At 57.8% G+C, this 16454-nt stretch carries 18 protein-coding genes; 12 read left to right on the plus strand and 6 right to left on the minus strand.

Annotation, left to right across the window (positions count from 1 at the left end):
• The first annotated feature begins 89 nt into the window (after positions 1 to 89).
• Positions 90 to 437 (plus strand): YidH family protein, encoded by a 348-nt coding sequence (locus D5066_RS17920; RefSeq protein WP_023309821.1) that lies wholly within the window; start codon positions 90 to 92, stop codon positions 435 to 437.
• Positions 427 to 774 carry a DUF202 domain-containing protein gene (locus D5066_RS17925; protein WP_119916731.1) on the plus strand — a complete coding sequence of 116 codons (348 nt, stop codon included), beginning with the start codon at positions 427 to 429 and terminating at the stop codon, positions 772 to 774. Before D5066_RS17920 ends, D5066_RS17925 begins: the two co-directional genes overlap by 11 nt.
• 34 nt (positions 775 to 808) lie before the next feature.
• Here the strand turns inward: D5066_RS17925 and dsdA are convergent, their stop codons facing one another.
• Both dsdA and dsdX read right to left on the minus strand, forming a co-directional pair.
• Positions 809 to 2095: a D-serine ammonia-lyase gene (gene dsdA, locus D5066_RS17930; RefSeq protein ID WP_119916733.1), complete on the minus strand. Its 1287-nt coding sequence runs from the start codon at positions 2093 to 2095 to the stop codon at positions 809 to 811.
• Positions 2096 to 2112: 17 nt separating this feature from the next.
• Positions 2113 to 3450, minus strand: coding sequence for a D-serine transporter DsdX (gene dsdX, locus D5066_RS17935; RefSeq protein ID WP_119916735.1), 1338 nt, complete (start codon positions 3448 to 3450; stop codon positions 2113 to 2115).
• 204 nt (positions 3451 to 3654) lie between these two features.
• Between dsdX and dsdC the strand changes: the two genes are divergently transcribed.
• Entirely contained in the window at positions 3655 to 4581 is a 927-nt protein-coding gene (dsdC, locus tag D5066_RS17940) for a DNA-binding transcriptional regulator DsdC (protein ID WP_119916737.1), read from the plus strand.
• An 84-nt stretch (positions 4582 to 4665) separates the two neighbouring features.
• A complete protein-coding gene (locus D5066_RS17945) occupies positions 4666 to 5754 on the plus strand; it encodes a glycoside hydrolase family 5 protein (protein ID WP_119916738.1) in 1089 nt (362 codons plus the stop codon).
• Here D5066_RS17945 and emrD read toward each other — a convergent pair.
• From emrD to tisB, 4 genes are all read right to left on the minus strand, one after another.
• A complete protein-coding gene (gene emrD, locus D5066_RS17950; RefSeq protein ID WP_119916794.1) occupies positions 5657 to 6841 on the minus strand; it encodes a multidrug efflux MFS transporter EmrD in 1185 nt (394 codons plus the stop codon). The two genes, D5066_RS17945 and emrD, sit on opposite strands and share 98 nt — an antisense overlap.
• 175 nt (positions 6842 to 7016) lie before the next feature.
• Positions 7017 to 7850 carry an EamA family transporter gene (locus D5066_RS17955; protein ID WP_119916740.1) on the minus strand — a complete coding sequence of 278 codons (834 nt, stop codon included), beginning with the start codon at positions 7848 to 7850 and terminating at the stop codon, positions 7017 to 7019.
• Between the two features lie 62 nt (positions 7851 to 7912).
• Entirely contained in the window at positions 7913 to 8359 is a 447-nt protein-coding gene (locus D5066_RS17960) for a GNAT family N-acetyltransferase (RefSeq protein WP_061096693.1), read from the minus strand.
• 64 nt (positions 8360 to 8423) lie between these two features.
• Complete coding sequence (gene tisB / locus D5066_RS17965; protein ID WP_045260836.1) at positions 8424 to 8513, minus strand: type I toxin-antitoxin system toxin TisB; 90 nt, start codon at positions 8511 to 8513, stop codon at positions 8424 to 8426.
• Positions 8514 to 9213: 700 nt separating this feature from the next.
• On the opposite strand from tisB, the gene D5066_RS17970 reads away from it, so the two are divergent.
• The 8 genes from D5066_RS17970 to D5066_RS18010 all read left to right on the plus strand — a co-directional run bounded on the left by D5066_RS17970 (position 9214) and on the right by D5066_RS18010 (position 16377).
• Complete coding sequence (locus tag D5066_RS17970; protein WP_119916742.1) at positions 9214 to 9927, plus strand: hypothetical protein; 714 nt, start codon at positions 9214 to 9216, stop codon at positions 9925 to 9927.
• 195 nt (positions 9928 to 10122) lie between these two features.
• Positions 10123 to 10602 (plus strand): Hcp family type VI secretion system effector, encoded by a 480-nt coding sequence (locus D5066_RS17980; protein ID WP_119916744.1) that lies wholly within the window; start codon positions 10123 to 10125, stop codon positions 10600 to 10602.
• A 107-nt stretch (positions 10603 to 10709) separates the two neighbouring features.
• The gene (ivbL, locus tag D5066_RS17985) at positions 10710 to 10808 is read left to right on the plus strand and encodes an ilvB operon leader peptide IvbL (protein WP_057979964.1); all 99 of its coding nucleotides are present in this window, start codon (positions 10710 to 10712) and stop codon (positions 10806 to 10808) included.
• A gap of 106 nt (positions 10809 to 10914) precedes the next feature.
• Positions 10915 to 12603 carry an acetolactate synthase large subunit gene (gene ilvB, locus D5066_RS17990; RefSeq protein WP_119916746.1) on the plus strand — a complete coding sequence of 563 codons (1689 nt, stop codon included), beginning with the start codon at positions 10915 to 10917 and terminating at the stop codon, positions 12601 to 12603.
• A 3-nt stretch (positions 12604 to 12606) separates the two neighbouring features.
• Positions 12607 to 12894, plus strand: coding sequence for an acetolactate synthase small subunit (ilvN, locus tag D5066_RS17995; RefSeq protein ID WP_010426528.1), 288 nt, complete (start codon positions 12607 to 12609; stop codon positions 12892 to 12894).
• 84 nt (positions 12895 to 12978) lie between these two features.
• Positions 12979 to 13572: a response regulator transcription factor UhpA gene (uhpA, locus tag D5066_RS18000; RefSeq protein WP_119916748.1), complete on the plus strand. Its 594-nt coding sequence runs from the start codon at positions 12979 to 12981 to the stop codon at positions 13570 to 13572.
• Positions 13569 to 15074: a signal transduction histidine-protein kinase/phosphatase UhpB gene (gene uhpB / locus D5066_RS18005; RefSeq protein ID WP_119916749.1), complete on the plus strand. Its 1506-nt coding sequence runs from the start codon at positions 13569 to 13571 to the stop codon at positions 15072 to 15074. The genes uhpA and uhpB overlap by 4 nt, the downstream gene beginning before the upstream one ends.
• A complete protein-coding gene (locus D5066_RS18010; protein ID WP_119916750.1) occupies positions 15067 to 16377 on the plus strand; it encodes an MFS transporter in 1311 nt (436 codons plus the stop codon). The genes uhpB and D5066_RS18010 overlap by 8 nt, the downstream gene beginning before the upstream one ends.
• Positions 16378 to 16454 lie beyond the last annotated feature (77 nt).

Genomic DNA, 16454 nt, shown 5'->3' on the forward strand with positions numbered 1-16454 from the left:
TCCTGACCGGCATCGCCCGATGCCGGTCTCCTTGTCCTTGTCGTTTTACGCTATGCTGAAGCCTGCCCGTAGCACGACAAGGAACCTTCATGAAAATTTCCCGCCTCGGCGAAGCGCCGGACTACCGCTTCTCTCTGGCTAATGAACGCACGTTTTTAGCGTGGATCCGCACCGCGCTGGGCTTTCTTGCCGCCGGCGTCGGCCTCGACCAGCTCGCGCCTGATTTCGCCACGCCGCTGATCCGCGAGGTGCTGGCGCTGCTGCTGTGCCTGTTCGCGGGCGTGCTGGCGATTTACGGCTATCTGCGCTGGCTGCGCAATGAGAAGGCGATGCGTCTGAAGCAGGATCTGCCCTATACGCGCGGGCTGCTGATTATCAGCACGATTCTGCTGACGGTGGCGGGCGTGGTAATGGTGCTGGTGTTCTATGGCGGATAGCCGCAAAGCGCGGCGCGAAGCGGACCCCGGCCTGCAGCCGGAGCGGACGTCGCTCGCCTGGCTGCGCACGCTGCTGGGGTATAGCGCGCTGATTGCTCTGGCGATTAAGCACAACTGGCACCGCACCGGGGTGCCATTCTGGATTTCTATTGTTGTGCTGGCGCTGGTGGCCATCATTTTATGGCGCTATACCCGCAGTCGTAACCTGATGGACGTGGCGCAGAACGATTTTGTACAGCCTAAAGCGGTGCGGGATAAATTCCTGATTGCGCTGGCCGTGCTGTCGCTGTCACTGCTGTTTGCCGTAACCCACATTCAGCAAATTGTGAGCTTATAAGCCCGGTGGCGGCTGCGCCTTACCGGGCCTACGGTTAACGGCTTTTTGCTAAATACTTCGCCATCTCGTCTTCCGGCACCATGCCGCCGCCGGTCGCCCACACCAGATGGGTGACGTTGGCATCAGCCTGAACACGCAGCGGCCCGGCCATCCCCGCCAGCGCCGACGGTTCCAGCCGAATGCCTTCCTCCTGCGCCAGCCAGCCGAGCATGTCGTACATGCTTTGATCGGAAAGGGTATAGAACCCGTCGAGCAGGCGCTCCATCGCGCGGCCCACGAAGCCGGACGCGCGCCCGACAGCCAGACCGTCCGCCGCCGTCACGTTATCAATGCCCAGATCCTGCACGGCAATCTCATCGTGCAGGCCGGTATAAACCCCCAGCAGCATGCACGGTGAGTGCGTTGGCTCCGCGAAGAAGCAGTGAACGTTGTCGCCAAAGGCCAGCTTCAGGCCAAACGCCACCCCGCCTGGACCCCCACCGACGCCGCATGGCAGGTAGACGTACAACGGATGATCGGCATCCACCACGCGGCTCTGTTCAGCAAACTGCGCCTTCAGGCGCTCGCCTGCAACGGCATAGCCCAGGAACAGGGTGCGGGAGTTTTCATCGTCAATGAAGAAGCAGTTCGGATCGCTTTCCGCCGCTTTGCGTCCCTGCTCCACCGCCACGCCATAATCCTGTTCATATTCCACGACGATGACGCCGTGGCTGCGCAGTTTGGCCTTCTTCCACTCGCGGGCGTCGGCGGACATATGTACTGTCACCTTAAAGCCGATGCGGGCGCTCATAATGCCGATGGACATCCCGAGGTTGCCGGTTGAGCCCACCGCAATGCTGTACTGGCTGAAGAAGTCCTTAAAGCGCGGCTCCAGCAGAATGCTGTAGTCGTCGTCGATGCTCAGCAACCCGGCTTCCAGCGCCAGTTTCTCCGCGTGGGTCAGTACCTCGTAGATGCCGCCGCGCGCTTTGATCGAGCCGGAGATCGGCAAATGGCTGTCTTTTTTCAGCAGCAGCGTGCCGGGAATGGATTTTACAGATTCTTTCTCCAGTCGCGCCTGCATTGCCGGAATGGCGACCAGTTCAGATTCAATAATCCCGCCCGTTGCCGCCGTTTCCGGGAAGGCTTTCGCCAGATACGGCGCGAAGCGGTTCAGGCGCGCGTGGGCGTCGTCAACGTCGGCTTTGGTCAGCCCGACGTAGGGCAACCCCTCTGCCAGCGTGGTGGTTCGCGGGTTAAGCCAGGTAGTTTCTTTCAGGGCAATCAGATCCTCAACCAGAGGAAACTGTGCGGTTAAAGTGGTGATAGTTGCGTTTTCCATAATACGTCTCTTCGCGCTCAGATAATGAAAGAAAGCAGGAATGTGCCGCCAAGTGCAAGCACCGAGGCGATAAACGTCGCCGTCGTATAGTATTTGAAGGTCTCATTCAGGGTCGCGCCGCAGTATTGCTTCACCAGCCAGAACAGGGAATCGGTCACGATCGTGCAGCCAATGGCGCCGGAACCGATGGCAATGGTGATGATCTCCGGGCTTACGTTCGGATAGAGCGGCAGCATCGGCGCGACTATCGCCGTCGCACCCATCATTGCCACCGTTGCGGAGCCGACGGCGGCATGCAGCACCAGCGCCACCAGCCAGGCGAGCAGGATAGGGTGCATGTGCAGGTTCGAGAGAATATGCGCCAGCGAGTCCGCCAGCCCGCTGGTTTTCAGGATGGCGTTAAACGCGCCGCCCGCGCCGATAATCAGCAAAATGTTGGCGATAGAGCCGAAGCCGTGCTCGGTGTGCGTCAGCATCGTGCCCATGCCCATATGCTGGCGGATCCCCAGCAGGTAGTAGGCGACAAACACGGCGATAAACATGGCGGTGATCGGGTTGCCGATAAACTCCAGCAGCGTATAGAGCGTGCCTTCTTTCGACATATTCAGCTCGGCGATGGTTTTCACCAGCATCAGGGCAATCGGCAGGAGCACCGTGAACAGCGTGGCGCCCAGCGACGGCAGGGTGTGTTCTTCTCGCACCTTCAGGTCTGAAAATTCCGCCGGAACCGGTTTAAACGGCAGACGATTGCCGAGCAGCTTCAGGAACAGCGGGCCACCGACCAGAGACGCCATCAGGCCCACCATCAAACCATAGACAATGACCGTACCGACGTCTGCGCCTAATTTATTGGTCACAAACAGCGCGGCCGGATGCGGCGGCACCACACAGTGCACCACCATCAGCGCGGTACAGAGCGGAATGGCCAGCTTGAGCAGCGACGTGTTGGTCTTTTTGGCGATGGAAAACGCCAGCGGGATCAGCAGTACCACGCCCACTTCCACGAACAGCGTAATGCCGCAGATAAGGCCTACCAGAACCATAATCACGTCCGCCGACAGCCAGCGGCAGCGCTGCAGTGCGATCCCAATGCGCTCGGCCGCGCCGGAGACTTCCATCATTTTGCCGAGAATGGTGCCAAGACCAATCACCGCCGCCAGGAAGCCCAGCGTGCCGCCAATTCCGCTCTCGATGGCGTTCACCATATCCAGCGGGCTCATCCCCATCATCGCACCGACGAAAAAGCTCGCCAGCAGCAGCGCGAGGAACGGGTGAAACTTCAGCTTAACGATGGTTAAAACAATCAACATAATGCTGACCAGCAGCGTTATCACAACCCAGACCGGCGATCCCATATTTCACCTCACCCTTATGTCATCTGAGGGTATTGGACGAAAAAACGGCGTGAGCTGACAAACGATAAAAATTGGCGTTCAGGTGAGCCAGATTGGATCAACTGAGTGACTGCGCTCTAAAAAGTGCACTTAATCCGTATTAGGTTCACATAAATTCACTCTTGAGCGGTATGCTGAGCGCAGAAACCACGCGTGAGAATTGTGATGACCGATGTGAATGAAGCCAGAAACCGGCTTTTAAACGGCTGGCAGCTGTCGAAAATGTACACCTTTGAAGTGGCCGCCCGGCATGAGTCCTTCGCTCTGGCGGCGGAGGAGCTGTCGCTCAGCCCCAGCGCGGTGAGCCACCGCATCAACCTGCTTGAAGAGGAACTGGGTATTCAGCTGTTTGTTCGCTCGCACCGTAAAGTCGAGCTGACGCAGGAAGGAAAGCGCGTTTACTGGACGCTAAAATCATCCCTCGATACCCTGAATCAGGAGATCCTGGACATCAAAAACCAGGCGCTCTCCGGCACGCTGACGGTTTACTCCCGCCCGTCGATCGCCCAGTGCTGGCTGGTGCCTATGCTGGGGGACTTTACCCGCCGCTACCCGTCGATTTCACTTACCATTCTGACCGGCAATGATTACGTCAATATGCAGCGAACGGGGGTCGATCTGGCGCTCTATTTCGACGATACGCCGCCAAACCACCTCTCTCATCACTTTCTGATGGACGAGGAAATTTTGCCCGTCTGCTCATCGCAATATGCCCGCGAGCATGAACTGCTGAAAAACGCCCATAACCTCAGCCACTGCACGTTACTGCACGACCGTCAGGCCTGGAGCAACGATTCCGGTACGGATGAGTGGCTGAGCTGGGCGCAGCATTTTGCGGTGAATATGCCGCCATCGACGGGTATCGGTTTCGATCGTTCCGATTTAGCGATTATTGCAGCCATCAACCACGTGGGCGTTGCGATGGGCAGAAAGCGGCTGGTGCAGAAACGGCTTGAACGGGGCGAGCTGATCGCCCCGTTTGGGGAAAAGACCCTGAAGTGCCATCAGCACTATTACATCTCAACGCTTCCTGGCCGCCAGTGGCCGAAAATAGACGCCTTTATCGGCTGTCTGAGAGAGCTGGCGGGTTGAAGAATTATTACGCTTTCGCTCTACACCAAATGTGAAAAAGCGTGCTAAATACAGGTAATGCTTTCGATTTATCCAGGGTAAACCGTGCTAAAGCCTCTTATTGCTACCGCGTTACTGATCTCTTCCGGCTGGGCCATTGCCGCCGAGCCGCCGCTGTCGGCTGCCCATTATGCGCAGCAGCTGGGCGTTGGGATGGATGTGGACTGGGCGCGTACCGAGCGCGGCATACGCGAATTCGACCCGCTGGTGGTACGTGATTTTCGTGCAAAAGGTATTACCCACGTGCGCATCCGCGTGGCCGACGAGCCGACGGAAGCGCGGCTGATCCACCTGCGCAAGCTGGTGGAAGCCTGCGAGCAGTATGGCGTGATCCCGATTATCGCTTATCAGGCCGATGAATATAAAAACGACCCGAAAGCCGATAACGAAAAAGAGACAATCAACTGGTGGATTGCCGTGGCGCACTATTTTGGTCAGAGCTATCCGCTGCTGGGTTTTGACCTCATCTATGAGCCGGCCGACAAGCTCAACCATAACCTGGCGTCGCTAAACCGCGTGTATGAAAAAACCATTAAAGCGATCCACGACATAGATCCGCAGCGCATGATCTTTATCGCGCCACGCCTGCGCGCCGCGCCGGAGGATTTATCCAGCCTGAAGCTGCCCGCGCACAGTCAAAACTACCTGCTGGCGGAGTGGCATATTTTCCCGTGGGGGCCGCTGAAAAATAGCGGTAAATACCCGTGGACGTCCGGCACGGCGGCGGAGAAGGCGGCTATCCGTAACCGCATCAATACCGCGCTGCGCTGGCAGCAAAAAACCGGGCACGTTAGCTGGGTCGGGGGCTGGGGCGTGGGGGAGTCAAACCACCTCACGCCAACCGCGTCGCAAATGGCCTTCGCCACCTTTATGGCCTGCGAGCTGCAAAAGGCGAAAATCCCGTACGCGTTGAACGCGGACTTCCAGTTTTACGACGGGGAAGAGGGTGCATGGCGGCCAGCGCCAGAGCCGTTGTTGCAGGCGATGATTGCGCCCGTCTGTGAAAAGCCCGGCGAGAAGCCGGGCCATCATGCGGTTAAACCGGCTGCTCGTGATGCGGGACGCGCGACGCCAGCGGCAGCCAGCACAGTAAAATCAGCAACCCCATCAGCGTCATCAGCAGGCCCAAACTAGCCTGCCCGGTCTGCGGCATCATGGCCGAGAGCCAGGCCAGCGCGCCGGAGCCGATGTTCTGCAAACCGCCCACCAGCGCGCCCGCCGTGCCAGCGAGGAACGGGAACGGCTCCATCGCGCCGCTGGTGGCGAGCGGGAACAGCATTCCTGCGCCGAAGAAGAACAGTGCCGCCGGGATGAGCAACGTCCAGACCGACATCACGTCAAACAGCCCCGGGATCCACATCATCAGACCCGCCAGCAGACAGCTGATCACCGACTGCCACATCAGCGTGGAGAAACGCTTGTTCGGGCGTCCGGCAAACCATGCGCCGAAGAATGCCGCCGGGATCGGCAGAATAAACAGAATGCTCACCACCATGCTGCTCAGGCCCAGCCCCGCGCCCAGCAGCACGCCGGAACAGGCTTCGAACACCGCAATGCCCGCCAGACCGCCGATCAGCATCAGCAGGTAGCAGGTAAACGCCCCGTTACCGAACAGCGTTTTGTAGCTGGCAATAAGTTTCGTGCGCGGCGCGTCTTTTGGGCGGGTTTCCGGCATCCAGCGCGCCATGCTGAAGGTGACAATGACGCAGAGCACCAGCAGGAAGGCGTAGCAGGCGCGCCAGGACCACATTGTGTCCAGCAGGCCGCCAATCAGCGGAGCGAGAAGCGGGCTGACCAGAATACCCATATTCAACAGGCTGTTGGCATGACGGAGCTGGGTACCCTGATACATATCGCGCGGTAAGGTACGCGCCATCACTCCGCCGACGCCGGTCCCGACGCCCTGCAGGGCGCTGGCGGCAATCAGTACGGTCAGGCTATGGGTGGTAATGGCAATCACCGTCGCCACCATGAAAATGCTCATGCCCACCAGGATCACCGGGCGACGCCCGACGCGGTCGGAGAGCGGGCCGTAGAAGAGTTGCGAAACGCCATAGGTCAGCAGGTACGCTGCCATCACGCTCTGCACCGCACCCTCGCGGACGTTCAATTCCTTTGCCATGTCGGCGATAGCCGGAATGTAGATGGTTTGCGCCATCTGACCGACGGCCACCAGTAACACCAGCATCAACAATAAGTTAACGTTCCTTTGTTTTTTCATGTCGCTGAATACTTTTGCCAAAAGAGAAAAATGAAGAATAAGTGACTACGCATTCCCATAAATGCGCGAGGAATCTACCACAGACAGATGGCAATTTAAGCATTGTCGCGGTGAATGAAAAAACCGGGAAAGGCAGGATTTGTAAACAATAACGGCAACTAATGTTGCCAGTGATTTACGCCAGACGCAGCAGAATGGCACCGCCGGCAATACCCAGCGCCGCCGCGATGCGCAGGCCCGCAACCTTTTCTTTTAAAAGGACAAACGCGATCAGCGCGCCAAAGAGAATCGAGGTTTCACGCAGCGCCGCGACCACCGCCAGCGGTGCCTGCGTCATTGCCCACAGCGCCAGGCCATAAGATCCCATGGTCCCCACGCCGCCGAGCAGCCCCTTTTTCCAGTGCAGACGCAGGTAGCTGGACGCCTCGCGCCGACGCGCCACCATCGCCCAGCTTAGCAGGCAGAAGCCGTTCATAAAGAAGGTCCAGAGCGTGTAGCCCAGCGCGGTGTCCGACAGCCGCACGCCGGTACCATCCACCAGCGTATACCCGGCAATAAAGCAGGCGTTCAGAAGCGCGAGCCAGATCCCTTTGCGCGACTGCATGCGGCCATTCATCGCCATCGCCAGAATCGACAGGCAAATGACCCCGATGCCGGACCAGGCGAGCCAGGAGAGATGGTCCCCGAGCGCCAGCACGCTGATCGTCGCCACCAGCAGCGGGGCGGTGCCGCGCATCAGCGGATAGGTCTGGCTCATGTCCGAGACCTGATAGGTCTTCGCCACCAGCACGGTGTAGACCACCTGTAAGGCGCAGGAGACGATCAAAAACGGCCAGCTTGCCGCAGAAGGTTGTGGTGAGAAGGGCAGTAAAATCAGGGCAATAATCGCGGCTGAGCCGCTAACGCCGATCGCAGAGTAGAGCTTATCCGTTCCGGCTTTAACGATGGCGTTCCAGCTGGCATGCAGCAGTGCGGCGAAAAGCAAAATGCAGAAAACGGTGATGGTCATGGCGTATCGGGTGATGAATTGTCACTCAACTGTAACATTCACATCCTGATGCCGCCAGCCGGTTACACCGCACAAAAAAGGCGGTGCGTCACCCGCGGTTCGTCCGAGACCAGCGTAAAACCGGCTCGATTGTAAAATCCGTATGCGCTGTCCGGCGCGTGGGTATTGAGAAAATCAAACCAGATGCTGGCATCGGCCATCACCACGGTTAAAAGCTGTTTGCCAATGCCCAGCCCGCGACACTTCTCGCTGACATAGAGATGGCGAATGCGCCCGGCACGCGGCTGCTGGCTGAACGGATCGCGGTTGAGGCCGCATACGCCGACCAGCCTGCCGTTAAGAAATGCGCCCAGCAGCTTTTCACCCGGCGCGTTAAAGCGGTTTTCACCCCGCAGCCAGTTTTCTTCCAGCCTGCGCAGCATGTTGAAATTCAACGCGATACTTTCGGCCTTCAGGGCGATATACCCCGGCTCATCGGGCGTGACAGGCTCAATTAACAGACGCGACATAGCATTCCCTCGTTATTAAAGAGGGGCGGTTGCCCGCCCCTCTCAGGTGCGACTTGAACCTGAATTACCGAACGTATTTCAGGACAGCATCAAGCAGTTGCAGTACTGCAACAATGAGTTTGAGGATAAGTATCACCATATCCACTACGCTCATACGCGTCTCCTTTTGGTTAAAAGGAGCACGATGCTGGCGTACCTTTCCGCCGCCTGTTGCCAGCACCTGGATTGACGTAACACAGTGTGCTCACTTCAGGGGTTAAGGCACTGACGGCACCACCCGTTTCAGCCAGGACTTCGTTGCGCCGGTAGAACTGCGGCCCCCTCGCTCACTGCGAACACCCTCAGTATAGATAAATACTGTATGTATGAACAGTATTTTTTGGACAAAAATCGGAAGGTGATCCATACTCAAAAACGTCAAAATCCGTGCCGGAATTGCGCGTTCGTGTTCGATCGCGTATACTTTTGACGTTGACGTAACACAGTGTGTTCTGCGGCAACCAACCGCAAAACCCTGATAAAAACCTCGCTTAGGCGGGGTTTTTTGTTTTCTGGCCTGCCAAAAAAACTGCTGTATAAGCGAGGGTTCTGCTGTTTGGCTTCGATGTGGACTAGTTAAGATAGCTTAGGAGAGGTATTAGACTCATTTTGTAAGATAACACCACTAAATTTATAAACTAATATAACCACTAATAGTCCTCAAGTAATTAAATTGTTTCTCCTATAATAGTAATGGATAAAAGTGAGCTAATTTATTTTTTATATGAATCTTTGGTTTAAATAATTTTACTGATTTGAATCCCAGAGATTTTCATTGTATATTTCTTGAGTCGCAAATACTGTATGGATACATTATGCAAGCTTCTGATTATTTAAAGATGAAGTTCCAGGGTGACAGGCAGTTAGCACTTTATGGACAGCAAGGCGTTGCAGGGACATGGAGAGCATTAAAGGGAGTCGGTTCTGATATTTACTCAGGAATAGAACGTGTAAGTTGGTACTCATCATGCGTAATCCCCAGCTATCACGATGTGTGTGATGAGCTTCTCTCAGAAGAAAAGAGAATGTATCTCTCAATTCTCTCGCTTTACCGTTATCGTGATGTAATAGCCCACATGTTCTATCTTTATTTTGAAAGTGTTATTACCGATTCTGAAAATGGAAATGAACAAAATCGCGTTCGTGAGATGGATTCAAAAGTAACCGGGCTTGTTAATAATGTCCCGACCAGCAAAGCCGCGCGTATAGCAATAGCATGGGGGCTGGCCAAATCCCTTTCCGAATCAGGCCTGCTGTCTGAAATCGTCGTCGAACGGCTTGCACGCCGCGTACCTAACGTTGTCATGGCGCTTCAATTGATTGGAACGGAACAGAAGTGCGCTCTTGCCGCGCGTCGCCTGAAAACATTGGACCCTAAGTATTACGCCACCCTCTATGCCGCACAACTGGAGATGCTTTACTACTTTTTTGAACCATTCCTGTCTGAACTCATTAAGAAGGTCCAGATGGGATTCTATAAGGATTTCGATGCAATTTATAACGACTTAAAGGGTAATGAGCATGTTTAAGAGTTTGTTATCAATTCTGTTTACGGAAATTTTATTTCCCGTTTATATTTTTGCGTGCGCCTCTTTGTTTCTGTGGTTGGTGCCTGACCACTGGGTATTACTAACATTCATTTCTCTCATTGTATTTATTATTGTTCATCCTATGATTTTTGGCCGCTTTGATAAGTACGATTAGATTTTTAAAAAGGATTTTTTATGTCAAACCCAGCTTATTTGTTTTTAACAGATGAAAATGGTTCTCCCATGGTTGGTCCTTGCCTTGTGTCAGGGCGCGAGGGTGCAATTGAACTTAAATCGTTCACTCATAATGTCAATATCCCAGTCAACGGGAACACCGGGAAACTGACGGGCACGCGTATACACATGCCCATCATGTTCCAGAAAGAATTTGATCGTGTAACACCACTTCTCTTTCGCGCGCTGATTACGGGAAGGACGCTCCAGTCAGCCATTATTAAGATGTATCAGATTAATGAGGCGGGTTTAGAACAGGAATATTTTAATATCCTTCTGGAAAATGTGAAAATAACCTCAATCACACCAGACCTTTATCCCGGCGCTAACACCGGAACACACCTTGAAACGGTTCTCATACGCTACGAGAAAATCACCTGGAAGCATTGCGATGGAAATGTCATCTATAGTGACTCCTGGAATGAGCGAGCAACGTACTGAAACGTGATCCCTGACGCATTTTTGCGCAGATGAAAATATTTCCATTGTCACGCCCTAAAACCTGTGTTTGTATAAATTCAATCAATGATTCCAAACACAGGTCCCCAATGACTTCATCCATCTTCACTTCGACCCTACTAAAAACTGCGCAACCTGCCGCAGTGGTCGTCGTGCGTGTGGTGGTGGTCGTCGGCAATGCGCCGTAGGGACTGGATCAACACACGAATCCAAAACCCCGCCGGCGCAAACCGGGCGGGGTTTTTCGTTTAGGACCCTCCCCGGAACGTCGGCCCAGAAGAAAAGGACTGGAGCATGGCAAGTTCGGGCACAACATCCACCAAGACGCGTTTCACCGGCGCGCAGCTGATCGTTCATTTGCTGGAACGGCAGGGCATCACCACGGTTGCGGGCATCCCGGGCGGCACGGTGCTGCCGCTGTACGATGCGTTAAGCCAAAGCACGCAGATCCGGCACGTGCTGGCGCGTCACGAGCAGGGGGCAGGCTTTATCGCTCAGGGCATGGCGCGTACGCAGGGCAAACCGGCAGTCTGTATGGCCTGCAGCGGCCCCGGCGCAACCAACCTGGTGACCGCCATAGCCGACGCGCGCCTCGACTCCATTCCGCTGATCTGCATTACCGGCCAGGTGCCGTCCTCAATGATCGGCACCGACGCGTTCCAGGAAGTGGACACCTACGGCATCTCTATCCCCATCACCAAACATAACTATTTAGTTCGCGATATCAGCGAGCTGCCTCAGGTTATCAGCGATGCATTCCGCATTGCGCAGTCTGGCCGCCCGGGCCCGGTGTGGATAGACATTCCTAAGGATGTCCAGACCGCAGAGATCGAGATCGACGTTTTGCCGGAACCAGGCGAGCGGGCACCTGCGCCAGAATTCAGCGCTGAGAGCGTGCGCGATGCCGCAGCCATGATTAACGCCGCCAAACGCCCGGTGCTCTACCTGGGCGGCGGAGCGATTAACGCCGCAGATGAAATCCGTCAGTTCGCTGAAAAAACCAACCTGCCTACCACGATGACCCTGATGGCGCTGGGCATGCTGCCTAAAGCGCATCCGCTGTCATTGGGCATGCTGGGCATGCACGGTGCGCGCAGCACCAACTACATCCTGCAAGAGGCGGATTTGCTGATTGTTATGGGTGCCCGTTTTGATGACCGGGCGATTGGCAAAACCGAGCAGTTCTGCCCGAACGCCAAAATCATTCACGTGGATATCGACCGCGCCGAGCTGGGTAAAATCAAGCAGCCGCACGTGGCTATTCAGGGCGACGTGGCCGACGTGCTGGCGCAGCTGATCCCGCAGACGGACGCAGCCGACCGCGCCGACTGGCGTCAGCTGGTGGCGGATCTGCAGCGCGAGTTCCCGGGAGCCATCCCAACCGAAGGCGACCCGCTGAGCCACTACGGGCTGATCAACGCCGTGGCCGCCTGCGTGGACGACAGCGCAATTATCACCACCGACGTGGGCCAGCATCAGATGTGGACCGCGCAGGCGTATCCGCTGAACCGTCCACGCCAGTGGCTGACCTCCGGCGGCCTCGGCACCATGGGCTTCGGCCTGCCAGCGGCAGTAGGCGCTGCGCTCGCCAACCCGGACCGCAAGGTTATCTGCTTCTCCGGCGACGGCAGCCTGATGATGAACATTCAGGAAATGGCGACGGCGGCCGAAAACCAGTTAGACGTGAAAATCATCCTGATGAACAACGAGGCGCTGGGGCTGGTGCACCAGCAGCAGAGCCTGTTCTACAAGCAGGGCGTGTTTGCGGCGACCTATCCGGGAATGATTAACTTTATGCAGATTGCCGCCGGTTTTGGCCTGCACACCTGCGATCTGAACGCCGAAGAAGACGCCCACGCGGCGCTGCAGGCGGCGATTTCTCGTCCAGGCCCGGCGCTTATCCACGTGCGTATCGACCCTGAACAAAAAGTGTATCCGATGGTGCCGCCGGGGGCGGCAAATACTGAGATGGTGGGAGAATAAGCCATGCAGAAACAACATGATAACGTCATTCTGGAACTCACCGTCCGCAACCACCCTGGCGTCATGACCCACGTCTGCGGGCTCTTTGCCCGCCGGGCGTTTAACGTGGAAGGCATTCTTTGTCTGCCGATTCAGGGCAGCGAGCACAGCCGCATCTGGCTGCTGGTCAACGACGATCAGCGTCTGGAGCAGATGATGGCGCAGATCGATAAGCTGGAAGACGTCACCAAAGTGGCGCGCAACCAGTCCGATCCCACCATGTTTAACAAAATTGCGGTGTTTTTCGAATAAAGATCGCTTAAGGTAAGCGTCTTTCGCTCTTGTAGGCCGGATAAGCGCAGCGCCATCCGGCTTTTTCAGACCGCAGGAACACACATGACTACCATCGCTCTCATCGACGACCATCTTATCGTCCGCTCCGGCTTTGCCCAGCTTCTGAACCTCGAACCGGATTTTCAGGTCGTGGCCGAGTTTGGCTCCGGTCGCGAGGCGCTGGCGGGCCTGCCGGGGCGCGGGGTGCAGGTCATTATCTGTGATATCTCGATGCCGGATCTCTCCGGGCTGGAGCTGCTAAGCCAGCTGCCGAAGGGCATGGCGACGATTATGCTGTCGGTCCACGACAGCCCGGCGCTGGTCGAGCAGGCGCTCAACGCGGGCGCGCGCGGCTTTCTCTCCAAACGCTGTAGCCCGGACGAACTGATCGCCGCCGTGCGCACCGTCTCCACCGGCGGCTGCTATTTAACGCCGGATATCGCCATCAAGCTGGCGGCCGGAAGGCAGGATCCGCTCACCAGGCGCGAGCGTCAGGTTGCGGAAAAACTCGCGCAGGGCATGTCGGTGAAAGAGATTGCCGCCGAGCTGGAACTGTCCCCGAAAACCGTGCACGTTCACCGCGCCAATCTGATGGAAAAACTTAACGTCAGCAACGACGTCGAGCTGGCGCGCCGCATGTTCGACAGCTGGCAATGAGTCCCGCTTTTTCACGGCTGATCGCCGTTGTTGCCAGCTTTTTTATCTTCTCCGCCGCGTGGTTTTGCCTGTGGAGCATCAGCCTGCACCTGGTGGAACGCCCGGAGCTGGCGGTGCTGCTGTTTCCCTTCGGCCTGCGTCTGGGGCTAATGCTCCAGTGCCCGCGCGTCTACTGGCCGGTTTTGCTCGGCGCAGAGTGGCTGATGCTGGTCTGGCTGGCGCAGGAAGTGGCCCTCGCGCATCTGCCCTTATTGATGACCGGAAGCCTGCTTACGCTTCTCCCGGTTGCGCTCATTTCCCGCTACCGCCACCAGCGCGACTGGCGCACGCTGCTGCGTCAGGGGGCGGCGCTGATTGCCGCCGCGTTGTTACAATCCCTGCCGTGGATCGGCGAGAAGGAGATGCTTAACGCCCTGCTGCTGACCCTTACCGGCGGTCTGACCCTCGCACCGACCTGCCTGGTTTTCTGGCACTACCTCACCAGCACCGTCTGGCAGCCGCTCGGTCCGGCGCTGGTTTCCCAACCGGTGAACTGGCGCGCCCGGCACCTCATCTGGTATCTGCTGCTGTTTGTGGTGAGCCTGTGGCTCCAGCTTGGCCTGCCCGCCGAGCTTTCACGCTTCACGCCGTTTTGTCTGGCGCTTCCAATAATTGCCCTGGCCTGGCACTACGGCTGGCAGGGGGCGCTGATCGCCACGCTGATGAACGCCATCGCGCTGATTGCCAGCCAGACCTGGCACGATCATCCTGTAGATTTACTGCTCTCCCTGCTGGCCCAGAGCCTGACCGGGCTGCTGCTCGGCGCGGGCATTCAGCGCCTGCGCGAGCTGAACCAGTCCCTGCAAACCGAGCTGGCCCGCAACCGCCGTCTGGCGGAGCGTCTGCTGGAGACGGAAGAGAGCGTGCGGCAGGAGGTGGCCCGCGAGCTGCACGACGATATCGGCCAGACCATCACCGCTATCCGCACCCAGGCGGGCATTGTCCAGCGCCTGGCGGCGGAAAACGCGGGCGTGAAGCAGGGCGGGGCGCATATCGAACAGCTTTCGCTGGGCGTCTATGATTCCGTTCGTCGCCTGTTAGGACGGCTGCGCCCGCGCCAGCTCGACGATCTCTCGCTGGAGCAGGCGGTGCGTTCTCTGATGCGCGAGATGGAGCTGGAAAGCCGCGGCATTGTCAGCCATCTCGACTGGCGCATTAACGAATCTTCGCTCAGCGAAGGCCAGCGCGTGACGCTGTTCCGCGTCTGTCAGGAGGGGCTGAACAATATCGTCAAACACGCCAGCGCCAGCGCGGTCACCATCCAGGGCTGGCAGCAGGATGAGCGCCTGATGCTGGTGATTGAAGACGACGGTTGCGGCCTGCCGCCGGGCTCCGGCCAGCAGGGGTTTGGCCTGGCGGGGATGCGCGAGCGCGTCAAGGCGTTGGGCGGCACGCTGACCCTCTCCTGCACCCATGGGACGCGCATCAGCGTCAGCCTGCCGCTACGGAGTTACCATGTTTAAAACCCCTGCCAGCGCCGCACCAATTGGCGACAAAGCGGAAATCGACGCCCGCTACCGTTACTGGCGTCGCCATATCCTGATGACCATCTGGCTCGGCTACGCGCTGTTCTACTTCACCCGCAAAAGCTTCAACGCTGCCGCGCCGGAAATCCTCGCCAGCGGCGTGATGACGCGCACCGATATCGGCCTGCTGGCGACGCTGTTTTACATCACCTACGGCCTGTCGAAGTTCTTCTCCGGCATCGTCAGCGACCGCTCCAACGCGCGCTATTTTATGGGCGTTGGGCTGATCGCCACCGGCGTAGTGAACATCCTGTTTGGCTTCTCCACCTCGCTGTGGGCCTTCGCCCTGCTGTGGGCGCTGAACGCCTTTTTCCAGGGTTGGGGCGCACCGGTCTGCGCCCGCCTGCTCACCGCCTGGTACTCGCGCAACGAGCGCGGCGGCTGGTGGGCAATCTGGAACACTGCGCATAACGTCGGCGGGGCGCTTATCCCGATGGTAGTGGGCGCCGCGGCGCTGCACTACGGCTGGCGCGCGGGGATGATGATTGCGGGTGGCCTCGCGATTGTCGCCGGGCTGTTCCTCTGCTGGCGCCTGCGCGACCGACCGCAAACCGTCGGCCTGCCTGCGGTGGGCGACTGGCGGCACGACGAGATGGAAATTGCCCAGCAGCAGGAGGGCGCGGGGCTGACCCGCAGGGAGATCCTCACCCGATACGTGCTGAAAAACCCGTACATCTGGCTGCTGTCGCTCTGCTACGTGCTGGTCTACGTAGTGCGCGCGGCGATCAACGACTGGGGCAACCTGTACATGTCCGAGACGCTCGGCGTAGACCTGGTGACCGCCAACTCGGCGGTGACCATGTTCGAGCTGGGCGGGTTTATCGGCGCGCTGGTGGCGGGCTGGGGCTCGGACAAGCTTTTCAACGGCAACCGTGGCCCGATGAACCTGATTTTCGCCGCCGGGATTTTGCTCTCCGTGGGCTCGCTGTGGCTGATGCCGTTCGCCAGCTACGTGATGCAGGCGGCGTGCTTCTTCACCATCGGCTTTTTCGTGTTTGGCCCGCAGATGCTGATCGGCATGGCGGCGGCGGAGTGCTCGCACAAAGAGGCGGCAGGCGCGGCGACGGGCTTTGTCGGGCTGTTTGCCTACCTCGGCGCGTCGCTCTCCGGCTGGCCGCTGGCGTGGGTGATCGACGTCTGGCACTGGAGCGGTTTCTTTGCGGTGATTGCCATCGCGGCGGGGATCTCAGCGCTGCTTTTGCTGCCGTTTTTGCACGCGCAGGCACCGCGCGAAGCGTGACGCGCCTCACCTTTTGCTGCCGAGACGCGCAAAACTAAGAAATTTTCCCGGTTTCACCTGGACGCTGTCTCAGGCAT

Source organism: Enterobacter chuandaensis (assembly GCF_003594915.1).
Taxonomy (GTDB): Bacteria; Pseudomonadota; Gammaproteobacteria; order Enterobacterales; family Enterobacteriaceae; genus Enterobacter; species Enterobacter chuandaensis.